Source organism: Halegenticoccus tardaugens, from assembly GCF_004116405.1.
In the GTDB taxonomy this organism is placed as follows: domain Archaea; phylum Halobacteriota; class Halobacteria; order Halobacteriales; family Haloferacaceae; genus Halegenticoccus; species Halegenticoccus tardaugens.
Genome location: NZ_SDIC01000006.1, coordinates 298,896 through 314,413 on the forward strand (window position 1 = coordinate 298,896; position 15,518 = coordinate 314,413).

Genomic DNA, 15,518 nt, shown 5'->3' on the forward strand with positions numbered 1-15,518 from the left:
CGGTACGGTTATTATCTTGGAGTCGTCCTACTTTAAGAACCGCACGGATACGTCACCGCCGGACGGTCGGGTGGCGCGCCGTCGACGAACGGTCGTGTTCACCGTCGGTCGCGAACCCGACGCCCGAACCACCGCCCCCGATTACGCGCCGGGGAGAATTACTACTGCGCATCTGCAAAGATTTTTGTATAACCGCAGAATATGCAACGGTGAGATGAGCACGTCACACTCGCCGAGCGTGGAACAGGCGGTCGAGGCGTGTCGCCCGTCGGACGTCACCCCCGTCCGGATCGCGGGCGACGCGCTCGAATCCCTCGCACCTTCGCACCTCCGGGATCTGAAGGCGGAACTCGCGGCGGAGAGATACCAGCCCGCGACGTTCGCGGTCGCGGGCTGTTTCAGCGAGGACTGTTCGCTCGCGACGCAGGCCGAGGTGGATCGGCTTCGGGGGCACGTCCGGGCCGCCGCCTTCCTCGGCGCGAGCCGGTTCGAACTCGCCGTCGACGAGGTGGAGGACGCGGAGAAGGTTCGACCGGCCCTCGACGCGCTCGCCGAGCGGGCGCGCCGCGAAGGGGTTCACCTCGCGCTCGTCGGCGACGCGGACCTCTCCATCCGGACGACGGGCTGATGGCGACGAAGCGCGCCCTCGAAGGCCAGCTCGCCGTCGTCGCCGGATTCGAGAACCCGAGCGTCGCGCTCGAACAGTATCCGACTCCGCCGGATCTCGCGGCGCACGTCGTCCACGTCGCGGACCTCCAAGGCGACGTCGAGGGACGGACCGTGGTCGATCTCGGGACGGGGACGGGGATGCTCGCGCTCGGCGCGGCGCTGCGCGGCCCGGCCCGGGTGGTGGGCCTCGAACTCGATCCGTCGGCGCTCCGGACCGCTCGGGAGAACCAGCGACGCGTCGGCACGACCACGCCGATCCACTGGGTCGTCGGCGACGCCGCGCGCGCGCCCCTGTGTCTGTGTCCGACCGAACCGACCACGGTCGTGATGAACCCGCCGTTCGGCGCGCAGGACGGCGCCAGCGGGGCCGACCGGCCGTTTCTCGCGACCGCGGCGTCGATGGCGGACGTCTCCTACTCGGTGCACAACGCCGGGAGCGAGGCGTTCGTCGAGGCGTTCGCGGCCGACAACGGCGGCGAGGTGACCCACGCCTTTCGCGCGACCTTCGAACTCGACAGGCAGTTCGACTTCCACGAGGCGGACAGGGCGGAGATCGAGACCGAGGTGTTCCGGATCGAGTGGACCGGCTAGCTCACCGGTACCGCTCCTTCGTCGCGATCCGCACCCGCGTGTCGTCCGCCCTCGCGAACAGCCTCTCCCCGTCGCGCACGAACTCCACGCCGTCTATCGTCACTCGCTCGTCCGCACCCGGGACCGGGCCGGACGCAGCGCCCTCCCCGTCGTAAACCACGATCGAGAACCCGCCGCGGTCGGCGACGAGCGAGACGTTCCGACCCTCGACGACCGGTTCGGCGACCGACGGGGGCGACGCGTACGCCGGTTTCCGCTCGCCGTCGACGGCGAGCGACACGCGGTACACCGGGTCGGCCCCGACCGGCTTCCACCCCTCCCGACTCGCGACGACCGTCTCGCGCCAGCCGACGCCGCCCACGTGGACGCTCGCGTTTCCGTCGGTTGCGAGGCGCGACTCGGGAACGGCCGTCATCCACACGTTTCGCTCCCCGCTCCGGACGATGACCCCGGACGTGTTCACGCTCGTCGTCTCGCCGAACGCCTCCACGTCTATCACCGCGACCATCCCGTCGGAGACGTTCTCGGCGTACGTCACCTCGTAGTCGCGGACCGTCACGCTCTCGCCGGGGAGCTCGCCGTCGTCCGCGGCGAAGAGCAGGTTCACGCCGACGCCCGGTCCCGCGACGACCGCCGCGAAGAAAACCAGCAGCGCGAGCGCGAGTTCGCGACCGCTCATCGAGGCGACGTAGCCGCGAACGGTGTCGCGACCGGACGCCCCCGCGTCCGCGACGCGCGCGAGCGGTCTCCGATCGGGGGCCGTCGCGGCCGCCGTCAAAAGCGTCGCCAGGAACACCACGAGAACGAATCCCACGGCGCGGTAGAGCACGTACGTCCCGTTTCCGCGGAACCAGTAGACGGCCCACATCGATTGCGCCACCGCGAAGAGCAACAGCCCCGTCCACAGTCGGAGCGCCGACGGGAGATCGTCGCCGCGCCGGCGCGCCAGCCAGAGCGCGGCGAGCGCCCCGAGGAGGAATCCGAGCAGGTGCCCCTGCACGGCGATGTCCGCGAACCACGGGACGGAGAAGGTGGTCCGGCTCGTCGCGGTCGAGACCGGGTGGAGGAGCGCGTCGTACGCGAGCTGGAGGACGCGCGTGGCGGCGAGCGCGAGCACGGTGGCGAACGGGTAGTACACGAGGGCGAACCCGGCGAACGCGAAGACGACGCCCGAGAAACCGATGACCGGACCGAGGCTGAGCGCGGCCGTCAGGAGCCCGCCCGCGACCACGCAGAGCGGGAACAGGACGAACGCCCGGGCGTACGGGTTCGTCCGCCAGGACCCGAACGAAGCCGACCCGCGAGCGTGAGGAAAGTGTCCCCACGCGTACTCGACGAGGGGTGCGAGCGTCAGCGTCGCGACGAGGTTGCCGGTGAGGTGTCCGGGTCCGGAGTGAGAAAAGGCCGCGGCGAGCACGCCGAGCGGGTAGGAGTACGACCACGCGGCGAAGGGGATCGTGACGGGCGCGTTCCACCGATCCCAGCCGCCCTGAACGAAGAGGTAGACGGCGAGCACGAACAGCGCGGACGCGACGGTTCCCCACGGGACGCCGGCGACGAACCGACCGCGGAGCGCGGCGGTTCGGCGGTCGAACCGGCCGTCGAGGAGGCGGACGACCGCGAGCGCGGCGACGAGCGCGAGGACGACCGCGAGCGCCTGGAGGGAACGCGACCCGAGAGCCGGTGCCATAGCTCACAGAATCCGTCGTCCGGCCTTGAATCCGCTGGTTCGAGGCCGACGCGGTCACCCGCTGGCGTCCGCTCGCGGCCGAGACGCCGGTCGACCGCGGATTACAGGTTCGACTCGGCGTCCTTGGCGAGTTCTTCCATCCGCTTGCCGACGCGGCCGGCGCTGGAGAACTCGTCGTCGCTCATCCCGGTGGCGAGCGCGTTACCGAGGACGAACACGGCGTGTTTGTGCTCGCTCTTCGATTTGTGCACGTGCGATGGGTCGACGCCGAGCTGCTCGTACGGCTCGAACAGCGCGTCGTCGACGTTCTCGCGGGCCCGGAAGTGCTCCATGATGATGACCATCTGCTCGTGGAGTTCGAGGAGTTCGTCTTTGTGCATGTCCGTGGGTACGCGCGTTTCGGTTTTAAGGATTGTTACGTTGGCGGTTCGGGTTCCCCCGGGCGGCGGTAGAGCGTGTGCGGGGACGCCGACTCAGAAGACGTACTCGTCTTCGTGGCCCATCATTCCGTCGTCCTCGAAGCCCGGTTCGTCGTCCATCGGACCGCTCGTCTTGTACGCTTTCAAGCCCGTCGCGAGCAGGTCTTCGACCGCCTCTTCGCGGTTGACGAACTCGCCCTGCTCGACGAGCTGGGCGATCTGCATCTCCAGATGTTCGGGGATGTTGATCTCGACTTTAGGCATCTGAACGTGCGGGGCTTTGAAGAGGGTCTATTTAAACTTGGCGGGGTGGAGGCCGCTTCGACCAATCGTACTACGCGTATTTTGAAATGTATTTCACTGATATCTAAGAACAACTCCGATTTTTGCAACACGTTTGATGAAAAGCGGTATCGAGCGGACCGAGTCGGTAACCATACGTGAGCGACGCTCGAATCGCCGGTATGGCGAGAGACGTCACCGACGTACACGAGGAGTACGGGGGCGACAGGCTCCCACCGGGGCAGCGCGAGACGTCCGCCTTCCCCGTGCTGTCGAAGAGCGGAACGCCGTCGTGGGAGCCGGACGAGTGGCGCTTCGACGCGTGGGGCGCGGTCGAGAACGACCTCGAACTCTCCTGGGAGGAGTTTCAGGACCTGCCGTCCGAGACGCAGATTCAGGACTTTCACTGCGTGACCGGCTGGAGCAAGTTCGACTGCGAGTTCACCGGCGTCGCGTTCCCCACCATCGCCGAGCGCGCCGGCGTGAGGGACGACGCCGTCCACGTGATGTTCCACGCGACTGACGGGTACACGACGAACCTCCCGCTCGACGCGTGCATGCGGGACGACGTGCTGTTCGTCTACGAGTACGAGGGCGACCCGCTGCCGGCGGACCACGGCGGGCCGCTCCGCGTCGTCACGCCGCACAGGTACGCCTACAAGGGGGCGAAGTGGGTCGACGGCGTCGAGTTCCTCACCGAGCCGGAGCGCGGCTACTGGGAGCTTCGCGGCTACTCGAACACGGCGAACCCGTGGAACGAAGAGCGCTATAGTTAGGGTAAAGAGTCCGGGGTCCCGACCGATTGGTGATGAACGCGCCGCGCGCGGACCGGACGGCCGCCGCCGAGGGGATCGTCAGCCGGGCGGTCCGCATCCCGCCGCCGTCGTTCCGGGCGGTCGTCCGCGAGGCCGCCGCGCCGCGGACGGTGTGGACCGCGCCCGACGAGGCGATGGTCGTCGGGAGCGGCGCGGCGGCGGCGCTCACCGCGTCCGGGCCGGATCGGTTTCGACGGATCCGCGAGACGGCGCGGGCGCTTTTCGCCGCCGGGGACGTCCACGCCGGCACCGAAGCCGCCTGTCCGCGGCTGTTCGGCGGCTTCGCGTTCCACGACGACCCAGACGGGCCCCCCGACGATCGCGACGGGACGACCGCCGCCGATCACGACCGAACCGACGCCCGGTCGGCGTGGAGCCGCTTCCCCGGCGCGCGCTTCGTCCTCCCGCGCGTGCAGGTCACCGACGCCGACAACGGGACGTGGCTCACCGTCAACGCCGTCGGCCCGGACGCGACGCCCGCGGCGGTCGAAGCGCGGCTCGGCCGAGAGCGCGATCGCCTCGCCAGTCTCGCGGACCCGGGACCGATCGCGGACCCACCGGGCGTCGCCGCCCGGCGGCGGACGACCGACATCGACGACTGGCACGCGGGCGTGAACGCCGCGGTAGAGCGCATCCGCTCCGGCGAGCTTCGGAAGGTCGTCCTCGCGCAGGCGCTCGAGTGCACTCTCGGGTCGGAGCTGTCGGTCGCCGACGCGCTCGCGCGGCTGGGCGGGACGTACCCCGACTGCCACCGCTTTCTCGTCGAGCCCGACCTCTCGAAGGGGGACCCGCGAGGAGCGCAAGACGGCTGCGCCGCCTCCGAAAAGCGAGCGAAGCGAGACGCCCCGCGGACGAGCTTCTTCGGCGCGACCCCGGAGCGCCTCGTTGGTCTCCGCGGTCGGACGGTCGAGACGGGGGCGCTCGCGGGAACGACCGGGCGGGGGGAGACGCCCGCCGAGGACGAGTGGCTCGCGGCGGAGCTCCGAAACAGCGAGAAGGACATCCACGAGCACGAACTCGTCGCCGAGACGATCCGCGAGCAGCTCGCGCCCTTCGCCGCCGCCGTCTCGACCGGCGAGCGGCGAATCCGCCGGCTGGCGACCGTCCAGCACCTCTGGACGCCGATCACCGCCGAACTCGACCGCGACGAGCACGTCCTCTCGCTCGTGGAGGCGCTGCACCCGACCCCGGCGGTGGGTGGTCTCCCGCCCGAACTGGCCATGGAGACGATCCGCGAGACGGAACCGTTCGATCGCGGGTGGTACGCCGCGCCCGTCGGCTGGTTCGACGCGGCGGGCAACGGGACGTTCGCCGTCGCGCTGCGCTCTGCGGTCGCGTCGGGACGGACGGCGACGCTGTTCGCCGGCGTCGGCATCGTCGCCGACAGCGACCCGGATCGCGAGTGGGACGAGGTGCAGTTGAAGTACCGGCCGATCCTCGACGAGCTGGAGCGGCAGTAGGGCCGGCTATCGCGGGACTCCCGCCGGCTGACGAGAAACGCGTCTCCGCGCGACCCGTCCCGACGGAGTATTGACGCTCGCCTCACAAGCGTCGGCGATGACCGCACCGAACCGGAACACGCTCTGGGCACGGGTCTTCGTCGACGAACTCGCGGCGGCCGGCGTCTCGGCCGCCTGCATCACGCCGGGGAGCCGGTCGACGCCGCTGACGGCCGCGTTCGCGCGTCACGAGGAGATCGACGTCTTCTCGCACCTCGACGAACGCGCGTCGGCCTTCTTCGCGCTCGGCCGGGCGCGCCGGACCGGCGACGTGACGCCGCTCGTCTGCACCTCGGGCACGGCGGCGGCGAACTACCACCCCGCCGTGATCGAGGCGTCGCAGGCGCGGGTGCCGATGCTCCTCCTGACGGCGGACCGGCCGCCGGAACTCCGCGACGGCGGGGCGAACCAGACGATCGACCAGGAGAAGCTCTACGGCGACGCCGTCCGATGGTACAGGGATCTCCCGGAGCCGGAGGCGGAGCCGCGGAAGCTCCGGTCGCTTCGGACGACCGCCGCGCGCGCGCTCGCCGAGGCGACGGGCACCCCCGCCGGACCGGTCCACCTCAACTTCCCGTTCCGCAAGCCGCTGGAACCGACGCCGGTGCCCGGCGACGTCCCGGACGACCTCCCGGCGCTCGCCGCCGACGGGCGCGAGGGGGCGTTCCTCCGAACGGCGGCCGGCGCGCCGGAACTCGACGACCGCGAGGTTCGACGAATCGCGGAGGCGCTGTCGACCGACCGCGGCCTCGTCGTCGCCGGGCCCGCCGATCCCCCGGGATTCGACAGGGAGGCGATCGCGGCGCTCGGCCACGCGACCGGCTTTCCGATCCTCGCGGACCCGCTCTCGGGCCTCCGCTTCGGCGGGCACACGCGCGTCCTGCCCGTCGCGGGCGGCTACGACGGCTACCTCGATCCGGCCGTCACCCGATCGTGGCCCGATCCCGAGGTCGTCCTCCGGATCGGCGCGTCGCCAACCTCGAAGCCCCTCCTGGAGTACCTCGCCCGGATCGACGCGCGACAGTTGCTCGTCGACCCCGCCGGCGAGCCGCGGGAGGCGGCGTTCGTCGCGTCCGACCTCGTCGTCGCCGACCCGTCGCGGCTCGCCGCACGCCTCTCGCGGCTCCTCGGCGGGGCGGGCGCGGCCGATACCGAGTGGCGCGCGCTGTTCGAGCGGGCCGAGCGGATCCACTGGGAGGCCGTCGCCGACGCCGACGGGTTCTTCGAGGGTCGCGTCCTCGCCGACGTGGCCGACCTCACGCCGGAACCCTCGACGCTGTTCGTCTCGAACAGCATGCCCGTCCGCGACGCGGACCGGTTCGCCCGCCCGACGTCGAAGAGCCTCACCGTCCTCGGCAACCGCGGCGCGAGCGGCATCGACGGAATCGCGAGCACCGCGCTCGGCGCGGGCAGCGCCACGACGGACCACCTGACGCTCGTCGTCGGCGATCTGGCGTACTACCACGACCTGTCCGGCCTGCTCGCCGTCGGTCGCTGCGACGTGGACGCGACGATCGTCCTCGTCAACAACGACGGCGGCGGCATCTTCCACACGCTCCCCATCGAATCGTTCGATCCGCCCTTCACGTCGCACTTTAAGACCCCCCACGGCCTCGACTTCGAGCCGACCGGGGACCTGTTCGGCCTCGACTACGTCCGCGCCGACGACCGGGAGTCGTTCCGCGACGCGTACGCCGAGGCGGTCGCCGCCCCGGGTTCGACCCTCGTCGAGGCCGTCACGGACGCCGAGGAGAGCCACCGACGCCGCGAGGCGATCGCGACGAGCGTCCGCGAGGCGCTCCGATCCGACTGATCGCGTCGGCGCTCGCGGAGCGGTCACGACGGCAAACAGTTTTGTCCGATGACACGGTAGCGAGCGCATGCCCTCCGCCGCGTGGAACGTCGCCGTCTGGACCGCCATCACAGCGATTCTCGCGTACTTCTTCGTCTTCGTTCAGCGACCGCTCGTCGGCGTGCTCCTCGCGGCGGCGTTCTACGCGCTCGCGTGGATCCTCGCCGAGTACTCGGCTTCGGCCGGACTCACGCCCGCGTTCAGCACCGGCAGGGCCGTCGTCACCGCCGTCGTCGTCGTCCTCGTGCTCGCGTACGCACTGCTCGTCGCCGGGCAGATACTGCTCGGCCTGCTCGCCGCGGCCACGGTCCTCGCGGTCGCCTGGCTGACGAGCCCCACGGGACCGCTGGCGAAACCGAGGTAGCCTTCGCCGGCGACCCGGTTCGAGTCGGGACGCGCCGAACTGACGTCCGAGGACTTATTGGGGATTCGACGCAACCCAGGGGTATGGCTGGACGCCGCGGATTCGACTACGCCGCCGACGAGCGCCAGCTGCGGCCGCGCGAGGAGAACGACGCGGTCGGCACGTGGCTCGAAACGCTCTTCGACGGGACCGTCGAGGTGATCGTCTTCGGGCTGCCGACGCTGCTGTGGGTCGCGCTGTCGCAGGGGGCGGTGACGACGCTCGTCGCGATCGTCTCGCTTTCCGCGGCGGCGTTCGGCATCGGCGCGGTTCGGAACGACCGCCTCCGCGTCGGTCCGCCGTGGCCGCCGGTGTCGCCGTCCCTGGCCGCGCTCCGCGTCGGCTACTACAACCTGCTGTTCGTCGCCGTCTCCCTCGCGACGCCCCGCGTGGTTCCCGAATCCGTCACCGGAATCGACCTCCCGTGGTCGTCGACGGACGTCGTCGTCGCGGGCGCGGTGGCGGCCGGGGCGACGCTCGCCGCCGTCGTCGCGTTTCCTTCGATCGCGATCCGAATCGAAGAATACCGCGACCGGTGATCGTAGACGCGGAATCGCCGCCGCGGCGCGGGCCGCGAGGCCGCCGACCCGTCGCGGCCGCGTCGCCTTCGGACGGGAATCTTTTTGCGCTCGCCGACCCCCGTCTCGGGCATGATCTCGGAGATTATGGACGCCGACCGCTGGGAGGAGGTCACGGGGGAGTTCGAGGACGTCACCTACCACCGGGCGGTGGACGTGCCGGCGGTCCGCATCGCCTTCGACCGCCCGGAGGTGCGGAACGCCTTCCGCCCCGGCACGGTCGACGAACTCTACGCGGCGCTCGACCACGCCAGAAAGCGGGCCGACGTCGGCTGCGTCCTCCTGACGGGGAACGGTCCCTCGCCGAAGGACGGCGGCTGGGCGTTCTGCGCCGGCGGCGACCAGTCCGTCCGGGGCGACTCGGGGTACGAGTACCGCGACGACGACGAGGCGGCGGCCGACAACGATCCCGCCGTCCGCGAGGCGAGGGCCGGCCGCCTGCACGTCCTCGAAGTCCAGCGGCTCATCCGCTTCATGCCGAAGCCCGTCGTCGCGGTGGTGCCGGGGTGGGCCGTCGGCGGCGGCCACTCGCTGCACGTCGTCTGCGACCTCACGCTCGCCTCCGAGGAGCGCGCGAAGTTCCTCCAGACCGACCCCGACGTGGCCTCCTTCGACGGCGGGTTCGGCTCCGCCTACCTCGCCCGGCAGATCGGCCAGAAGCGGGCCCGCGAGGTGTTCTTCCGCGGAAAGACCTACTCCGCCGCGGAGGCGGTCGAGATGGGGATGGCGAACGAGGCGGTCCCGCACGAGAAGCTGGAGTCGGTCGCGCTGGAGTGGGCCGACGAGATCACGAAGAAGAGTCCCACGGCGATCCGGATGCTGAAGTTCGCGTTCAACATGGCCGACGACGGAATGGTCGGCCAGCAGGTGTTCGCGGGCGAGGCGACGCGCCTCGCGTACATGACCGAGGAGGCCCGGGAGGGCCGCGACGCCTTCCTGGAGAAGCGCGAGCCGGACTTCTCGCGGTTCCCCTGGCACTACTGACGTTTTCCGCCTCTCAGGGGCGCTCACGGGGCCTCGTCGATGCCGAACGTTGCTCCCCGATTGGCGTCTGTCGCGCCCGCCTGGACGCGAGGTGAAATTCTTCGCGTCGCAATACCCTCGGACGTCACTCGTCTTCTTCGCCGGGTTCGAGCGGGAACCTCTCCACCTCGAAGTGTATCTTTCCCACGGACGGTGTTCAGCTAGGACGGAGTGGTTGCCTTCGGGAGGAGTGAAACCACGTCGAAAGCCCCCGCCGTCTCAGCTCCCGCGGCTCGCTGCGCTCCTCGCTCGCGCTGCGGTGCTTACGTCGCCGGGGTTCGCCGAGACGGCGGCCCCTTTCAGTCCCACCCGCGTCAGTTGTTCAGCCACCCACCGCGGGTGTGACTTTCGAGGTGTTCACAGCTGTTTCACAGCCAGTCCAAGCGTACTCTAAACGCTGTCGTTCCCACGGAGAGTCGAATCGTCACGCACCTCCGACGAGACGACGTCCGCTCAGTCGCCGCCGGTCCCCGCTCCCTTCGCTCCGGTCCCGGCGCCGTCGACGCGGCGGACGATGGTCCCGACGAGCGCCACGGCGAGGAGGGCGACCGCGGCGATGGCCGCGAACGCCGGGCGGAGGCCGCTCGACTCGATGAGCGCGCCGAAGATCGGCGGCGCGACGGCGTTGCCGATCATGATGCCGACCGTGATCACGGCGAAGTTCTTCCCGACGTCGCCGCGGGCGGAGAGCGCGTCGGCCAGCTTGTCGCGGGCGGGGAGGCTGAGGCTCCCGACGCTTCCGGCGAAGACCGCACAGGCGGCCGCGACGAGCGGTGGGACGGCGAACGACGCGAGCGCGAACACGAACGCCGCGACGAGGAGGTAGCTGCCGACGAGGACGGGTCCGGGGCCGACCCTGTCGGCGAGGTCGCAGCCGACCAGGATGAGACCGGCGCCGACGACGAACGCCGCCGACAGCGCGAGATTCGCCGTTCCGGGGTCCAGTCCGTAGCCCTCCGAGAGGAGCACGACGACGAACGAGGTGACGCCCCACATCACCGTCGAGGCGACGAGCGCGAACAGCCCCAGCCCGAGGATGCCAGGGGCCGACGTGATCGATCGAACTCCGGCGCGAAGCCGATCGCGGACCGACCGCGGTTTCCGCCCGGCGGACGCATTCACGTCCACGTCCACGTTCGGCCGCCGCACCGACGGGTCGACGCCGCGCAGGAGGATCGCTATCGCGACCGCCGCGTACAGGAGGCCGGCCCCGCCGATCAGTCCGAACGCGTGCCGCCACGTCAGCGCCGGGTGGGCGACGATCGCGGTGATGAGCGCGGGCGGCGCCGCGAAGCCGAGGTTGCCGGCGAAGCCGTGGACGCTGAACGCCCGCGCTCGGTTGCGCTCCGCGGTCGCGTCCGCGAGGAGCGGGAAGTGCGCGGGGTGGTGGCCAGCGACGCCGAGTCCGACGACGATCTGCCCGACGAGCAGCCACTCGAACGTCGGTGCGAGCGCCAAGATTAGGGCACCGATCGATCCGAGTGTCAGACAGAGCCCGAGCGTCAGCGTCCGATCGCGGTTGTCCGCGAGATACCCGTACGGGAGCTGACAGGCCGTGTTGACGAACGCCTGCGCGCCCATGGCGACGCCGAGCGCCGCGAGGCTGACGTCGAACTCGCGGGCGAGCGCCGGCAGCACCGGCGGCAACAGCACGAGGTACATGTGGTTCGCGACGTGCGATCCGCTGACGAGACCGACGACGAGGGCCGTCCCGCGGGGGACGTCGGACGCGGAGCGTCGGAGCGTGCGCACCGACGGAGCGACGCACAGCGCGCGGGAGTAGTTACCGGTCCCGGAGAGCCGCGCCGGGCCCGGGTCCGTTCCGGCCGCCGCGCTGGTCGTCGCGAATCCGAACCTTCACCCTCCCGGCGATCCCACACGCCGGTAATGAGTACGCAGAACGTCTCGCGGACGAGGGCCTGGCTGATGGCCGCCCGCCCGCAGACGCTCCCGGCGGCCGCCGCGCCGGTGCTCGTCGGCGTCGGCCTCGCGCTCGGCGACGGCGTGTTCGCCGCCCTCCCGGCGTTCGCGGCGTTCGTCGGCGCGGCGCTCATCCAGATCGGCACCAACTTCGCGAACGACTACTACGACGCGATCCAGGGCGCGGACACCGACGCGCGGGAGGGGTTCACCCGCGTCACGCAGTCCGGACTCATCCCGCCCGAGGAGGTGAAGCGTGCGACCTATCTCACCTTCGCCGCGGCGATCATCGTCGGCACCTACCTCGTCTACGTCGGCGGCGTCCCGATCCTCGTCGTCGGCCTCCTGTCCGTCGCCAGCGGCGTCGCCTACACCGGCGGCCCGTACCCCCTCGGGTACCACGGCCTCGGCGACCTCTTCGTCTTCGTCTTCTTCGGCGTGGTCGCCGTCACCGGGACGTACTACGTGCAGGCGGCGTCGATCCTCGCGTCGCCGTTCCCGCTCGGCGTGCCGCCGGGGACCGTCACGCTCGCCGCCGTCGTCGCCAGCCTGCCGATCGCCGCCATCTCGACGGACATCCTCGTCGTGAACAACGTCCGCGACCGCGAGGAGGACGCCGAGACGGGCAAGCGGACGCTCGCGGTCCGATTCGGTTACGGGTTCAGCCGCGCGCAGTACGTCGGCCTGCTCGCGCTCGCGTACGCCGTGCCGGTCTGGCTCTGGTTCGCCGCCGACCACTCGCCCGCGGTGCTGCTCCCGTGGCTCACGCTCCCCCTCGCGGTCCGCGTCTCCCGAACCGTCCTCTCCGAGACGGGCGGCGCGGCGCTGAACCCGGCGCTCGAACGGACCGGCAAGCTGCTCGCGGCGTTCGCGCTGCTCTTCGCCGTCGGGCTGGCGGTGTGAGATGCCGCCGCGCCTCCGCGAGTTCTCGGTGCGGCTGAAACGTCCCCTCGGGACGGCGACGGGGGAGATCGCGGACCGCCGGGGATTCCTCGTCGGCGTCGAAATCGGCGGGCAGCGCGGCGTCGGCGAGGCGACGCCGCTTCCGGGATGGACGGAGTCGTTCGAGGCGTGCCGCGCGGCGCTCGACCGTCTCGACCATCTCGACCGCCTCGGTCACTTCGATCGCTCCGATAGCCTCGATCGCTTCGATAGCCTCGGCCGCCTCGGCCGCCTCGACCGCCTCGACCGCGCTCCGGCAGCGCGTCACGGCCTCTCTCTCGCGGTCCTCGACGCCGCGGCTCGCGCCGAGGGCGTCCCCCTCGCGTCGGTTCTGTCCGCAGACGATTCGGACGACGGCCCGGTGGGTGACCGGACGCCACCCACCTCGGTTCCGGTGAACGCGACCGTCGGCGACGGCTCGGTCGCGGAGACCGTCGCGGCGGCGGAGGACGCCCTCTCCGAAGGGTACGATTGCCTGAAGGTCAAGGTCGGCGCGCGAGACCTCGGCGCGGACCTCGATCGGCTTCGGGCGGTCCGGGACGCCGTCGGCGACGACGCGATCCTCCGCGCGGACGCGAACGGCGCGTGGGACCGGGGCACGGCCGAGCGCGCGGTCGACGCGCTCGCGGCGCTCGATCTCGCCTACGTCGAGCAGCCGCTTCCCGCCGCCGACCTCGCGGGACACGCCGCGCTCCGCGGTCGCGGCGTCGACGTCGCGCTCGACGAGTCGATCGCCCGGCGCGGCCTCGACGACGCGCTGAGGGCGGACGCCGCCGACGTCGTCGTCCTCAAACCCGCGGCGCTCGGCGGGCCGCTCGAAACCGTCCGCGCCGCCCGCATCGCGCGGGAGCGCGGCGTCACCCCTGTGGTCACCACGACCGTCGACGCCGCCGTCGCCCGCGCGGCCGCCGTCCACGTCGCCGCCGCGATTCCGGACGTGCCGCCGTGCGGACTGGCGACCGGCGGACTGCTGGCGGAGGATCTCGGGGTCGACGCCGATCCGGCTCCCGTCGCGGACGGGGAGGCGAGCGTGCCGGTCGGGCCGGGAAATTGCGGGGCCGCGTTCGACGCGCTGGTGTGGGATCGGTGAGGGAGATGCGGGGCCGGTGGGGCGATGCGGGACCGGTAGCGGCGTCCGATCGTCCTCGCCGATCGACGGTCGACGCCGAAGGGAGCCGACCGCTCCGCCGGAATCACTCCTCGACGACTTCCACGGCACCGATCATCCCCTGCTGTTCGTGGGGAACGCAGACGTACTCGTAGGTTCCGGCCCCGTCGAACGTGTGGGAGAACGTCGTTCCCGCTTCGACGGCGAGTTCGCTCTCGAACGACCCGTCCCTGGCGGCGACGTTGTGCTGGCCGCCGCGGCCGGTCCACTCCCAGACGACGGTCGTCCCGGTCGACACGCGGACCGAGGTCGGGTCGAACTGGTAGCCGTTGCCCGCGCCGACGTCGACGCCGACCTCCGACTCGCCGGTTTCGTCCACCGGTTCGTCGCTTTCGCCCTCGTTGCCGCGAGAGCCGCCGGTACAGCCCGCGATCGCCGCGAGACCCGCCGCGCCGAAAAGACGCATCGCGGATCGCCGGGTAGGATTCCTCATACCCGTTCCGGTTGGGTGCCCGCGCACAAAAGCGACTCCACATGCCGCCGTCGCCGTCGGCGAAACGGGCATAATTATTAGTTCGGGAAACCCCACGTGTCCACTACACACATGACAAACCTCGTCACGAACGCCGCGGCCGCGGTCACGGACTACCCCGAGGAGACGGCGGTCGGCTTCGAGGGACGGTCGATCTCGTATCTGGAGCTGTGGGACCGAATCGGCGCGTTCGCGTCGGGGCTCGCCGACCGAGGCGTCGGGGCGGGCGATCGGGTCGCGGTGTACCTGCCGAACCTGCCCCAGTACGTCGTCGCCTTCCACGGGACGCTGCGCGCCGGCGGCGTGGTCGTTCCGATGAACCCCCAGTACAAGACGCGGGAGATCGGTCACCTGCTGGCCGACAGCGGGGCGACCGTCGTCGTCGCGCTCGCGGACCTCGTCCCCTTCGTCGAGGAAGCGCGCGAGGGGACCGACGTCGAGCACGTCGTGAGCGTCGGCGACGCGGACGCCGAGGACGCGGTCGCGTTCGATGACTTCCTCGCCGACCCGGCGTTCGAAACCGTCGACCGGCCGGACGACGAAGTGGCGGTACAGCCGTACACGTCGGGGACGACCGGGCGGCCGAAGGGCGTGCTGCTCACCCACGGGAACCTGTCGTCGAACGCCGAGACGGCGGCGGCGATCGCGCCGGACGGGATCAGCGCCAGCGACAAACAGCTCGGCGTGCTGCCGCTGTTTCACATCTACGGGATGACCGTGACGATGAACGCGACGCTGTTCAAGGGCGGGGCGTACTACCCGAGGCCGTCGTGGGACGCACAGGAGGCGCTGTCTCTCATCGAGGACGAACGGCTCACGCTGATGCACGGCGTGCCGGCGATGTACAATGACGTGATCAACCAGCCGAACGCCGCCGACTTCGACCTCTCGTCGCTTCGGATGTGCGGCGTCGGCGGGGCGGGCATCCCGATCGAGGTGCTCCGCCGCTTCGAGGAGCTGTACGGCGTCGAACTGTACGAGGGCTACGGGCTGACCGAGACGAGCCCCGTCACGCACTTCAACAGCCCCGACAGGGGACGTCGGGTCGGCAGCATCGGGCAGACGCTGCCGGGGGTGGAGGCGCTGGTGGTCGACGAGGCGTTCGAGCCCGTCGCGCCGGTCGAGCGCGGCCCCGTCGACGAGAGCGAGGTCGACCTCGCGGCCATCACGGGCGAACTCGTGATCCACGGTCCCA

Annotated in this window: 16 protein-coding genes; 11 read left to right on the forward strand and 5 right to left on the reverse strand. The window is 71.0% G+C overall.

From position 1 onward, the window contains the following. Positions 1-214 precede the first annotated feature (214 nt). A complete protein-coding gene (locus tag C3L37_RS17345) occupies positions 215-628 on the forward strand; it encodes a hypothetical protein (RefSeq protein WP_129115850.1) in 414 nt (137 codons plus the stop codon). Further along, positions 628-1,260, forward strand: coding sequence for an METTL5 family protein (locus tag C3L37_RS17350; RefSeq protein ID WP_129115851.1), 633 nt, complete (start codon positions 628-630; stop codon positions 1,258-1,260). The genes C3L37_RS17345 and C3L37_RS17350 overlap by 1 nt, the downstream gene beginning before the upstream one ends. A 1-nt stretch (position 1,261) precedes the next feature. Here C3L37_RS17350 and C3L37_RS17355 read toward each other — a convergent pair whose 3' ends face one another. From C3L37_RS17355 to C3L37_RS17365, 3 genes are all read right to left on the reverse strand, one after another. Then, positions 1,262-2,950, reverse strand: a complete 1,689-nt coding sequence (locus tag C3L37_RS17355) for a rhomboid family intramembrane serine protease (protein WP_129115852.1) — start codon at positions 2,948-2,950, stop codon at positions 1,262-1,264. A gap of 101 nt (positions 2,951-3,051) precedes the next feature. Continuing rightward, complete coding sequence (locus C3L37_RS17360; protein WP_129115853.1) at positions 3,052-3,330, reverse strand: UPF0058 family protein; 279 nt, start codon at positions 3,328-3,330, stop codon at positions 3,052-3,054. A 93-nt stretch (positions 3,331-3,423) separates the two neighbouring features. Then, positions 3,424-3,633, reverse strand: coding sequence for a ribbon-helix-helix domain-containing protein (locus tag C3L37_RS17365; RefSeq protein ID WP_129115854.1), 210 nt, complete (start codon positions 3,631-3,633; stop codon positions 3,424-3,426). A 200-nt stretch (positions 3,634-3,833) separates the two neighbouring features. Here C3L37_RS17365 and C3L37_RS17370 point away from each other — a divergent pair, with 200 nt between their 5' ends. From C3L37_RS17370 to C3L37_RS17395, 6 genes are all read left to right on the forward strand, one after another. After that, complete coding sequence (locus C3L37_RS17370) at positions 3,834-4,427, forward strand: sulfite oxidase-like oxidoreductase (protein ID WP_129115855.1); 594 nt, start codon at positions 3,834-3,836, stop codon at positions 4,425-4,427. A gap of 32 nt (positions 4,428-4,459) precedes the next feature. After that, on the forward strand, positions 4,460-5,926 hold the full coding sequence (locus C3L37_RS17375) for an isochorismate synthase (RefSeq protein ID WP_129115856.1): 1,467 nt from the start codon (positions 4,460-4,462) through the stop codon (positions 5,924-5,926). Positions 5,927-6,023: 97 nt separating this feature from the next. Next, a complete protein-coding gene (gene menD, locus C3L37_RS17380; RefSeq protein ID WP_129115857.1) occupies positions 6,024-7,778 on the forward strand; it encodes a 2-succinyl-5-enolpyruvyl-6-hydroxy-3-cyclohexene-1-carboxylic-acid synthase in 1,755 nt (584 codons plus the stop codon). 67 nt (positions 7,779-7,845) lie between these two features. Continuing rightward, positions 7,846-8,181 (forward strand): hypothetical protein, encoded by a 336-nt coding sequence (locus tag C3L37_RS17385; RefSeq protein WP_129115858.1) that lies wholly within the window; start codon positions 7,846-7,848, stop codon positions 8,179-8,181. 83 nt (positions 8,182-8,264) lie between these two features. Then, complete coding sequence (locus C3L37_RS17390; protein ID WP_129115859.1) at positions 8,265-8,759, forward strand: hypothetical protein; 495 nt, start codon at positions 8,265-8,267, stop codon at positions 8,757-8,759. A gap of 111 nt (positions 8,760-8,870) precedes the next feature. After that, on the forward strand, positions 8,871-9,782 hold the full coding sequence (locus tag C3L37_RS17395) for a 1,4-dihydroxy-2-naphthoyl-CoA synthase (RefSeq protein WP_129115860.1): 912 nt from the start codon (positions 8,871-8,873) through the stop codon (positions 9,780-9,782). Positions 9,783-10,274: 492 nt separating this feature from the next. On the opposite strand, the gene C3L37_RS17400 is transcribed toward C3L37_RS17395, so the two are convergent. Next, complete coding sequence (locus C3L37_RS17400) at positions 10,275-11,573, reverse strand: MFS transporter (protein WP_129115861.1); 1,299 nt, start codon at positions 11,571-11,573, stop codon at positions 10,275-10,277. A gap of 135 nt (positions 11,574-11,708) precedes the next feature. Between C3L37_RS17400 and C3L37_RS17405 the strand changes: the two genes are divergently transcribed. Together C3L37_RS17405 and C3L37_RS17410 are read left to right on the forward strand one after the other, a co-directional pair. Beyond that, on the forward strand, positions 11,709-12,644 hold the full coding sequence (locus C3L37_RS17405) for a 1,4-dihydroxy-2-naphthoate polyprenyltransferase (RefSeq protein WP_129115862.1): 936 nt from the start codon (positions 11,709-11,711) through the stop codon (positions 12,642-12,644). Position 12,645: 1 nt separating this feature from the next. Then, positions 12,646-13,773 carry a mandelate racemase/muconate lactonizing enzyme family protein gene (locus tag C3L37_RS17410; protein WP_129115863.1) on the forward strand — a complete coding sequence of 376 codons (1,128 nt, stop codon included), beginning with the start codon at positions 12,646-12,648 and terminating at the stop codon, positions 13,771-13,773. A 103-nt stretch (positions 13,774-13,876) separates the two neighbouring features. Here the strand turns inward: C3L37_RS17410 and C3L37_RS17415 are convergent, their stop codons facing one another. Further along, positions 13,877-14,257, reverse strand: a complete 381-nt coding sequence (locus C3L37_RS17415) for a halocyanin domain-containing protein (RefSeq protein ID WP_228546305.1) — start codon at positions 14,255-14,257, stop codon at positions 13,877-13,879. Positions 14,258-14,395: 138 nt separating this feature from the next. On the opposite strand from C3L37_RS17415, the gene C3L37_RS17420 reads away from it, so the two are divergent. Further along, positions 14,396-15,518, forward strand: a 1,123-nt coding sequence (locus C3L37_RS17420; protein WP_129115865.1) for an AMP-binding protein, incomplete at its 3' end; no start/stop codon positions are given.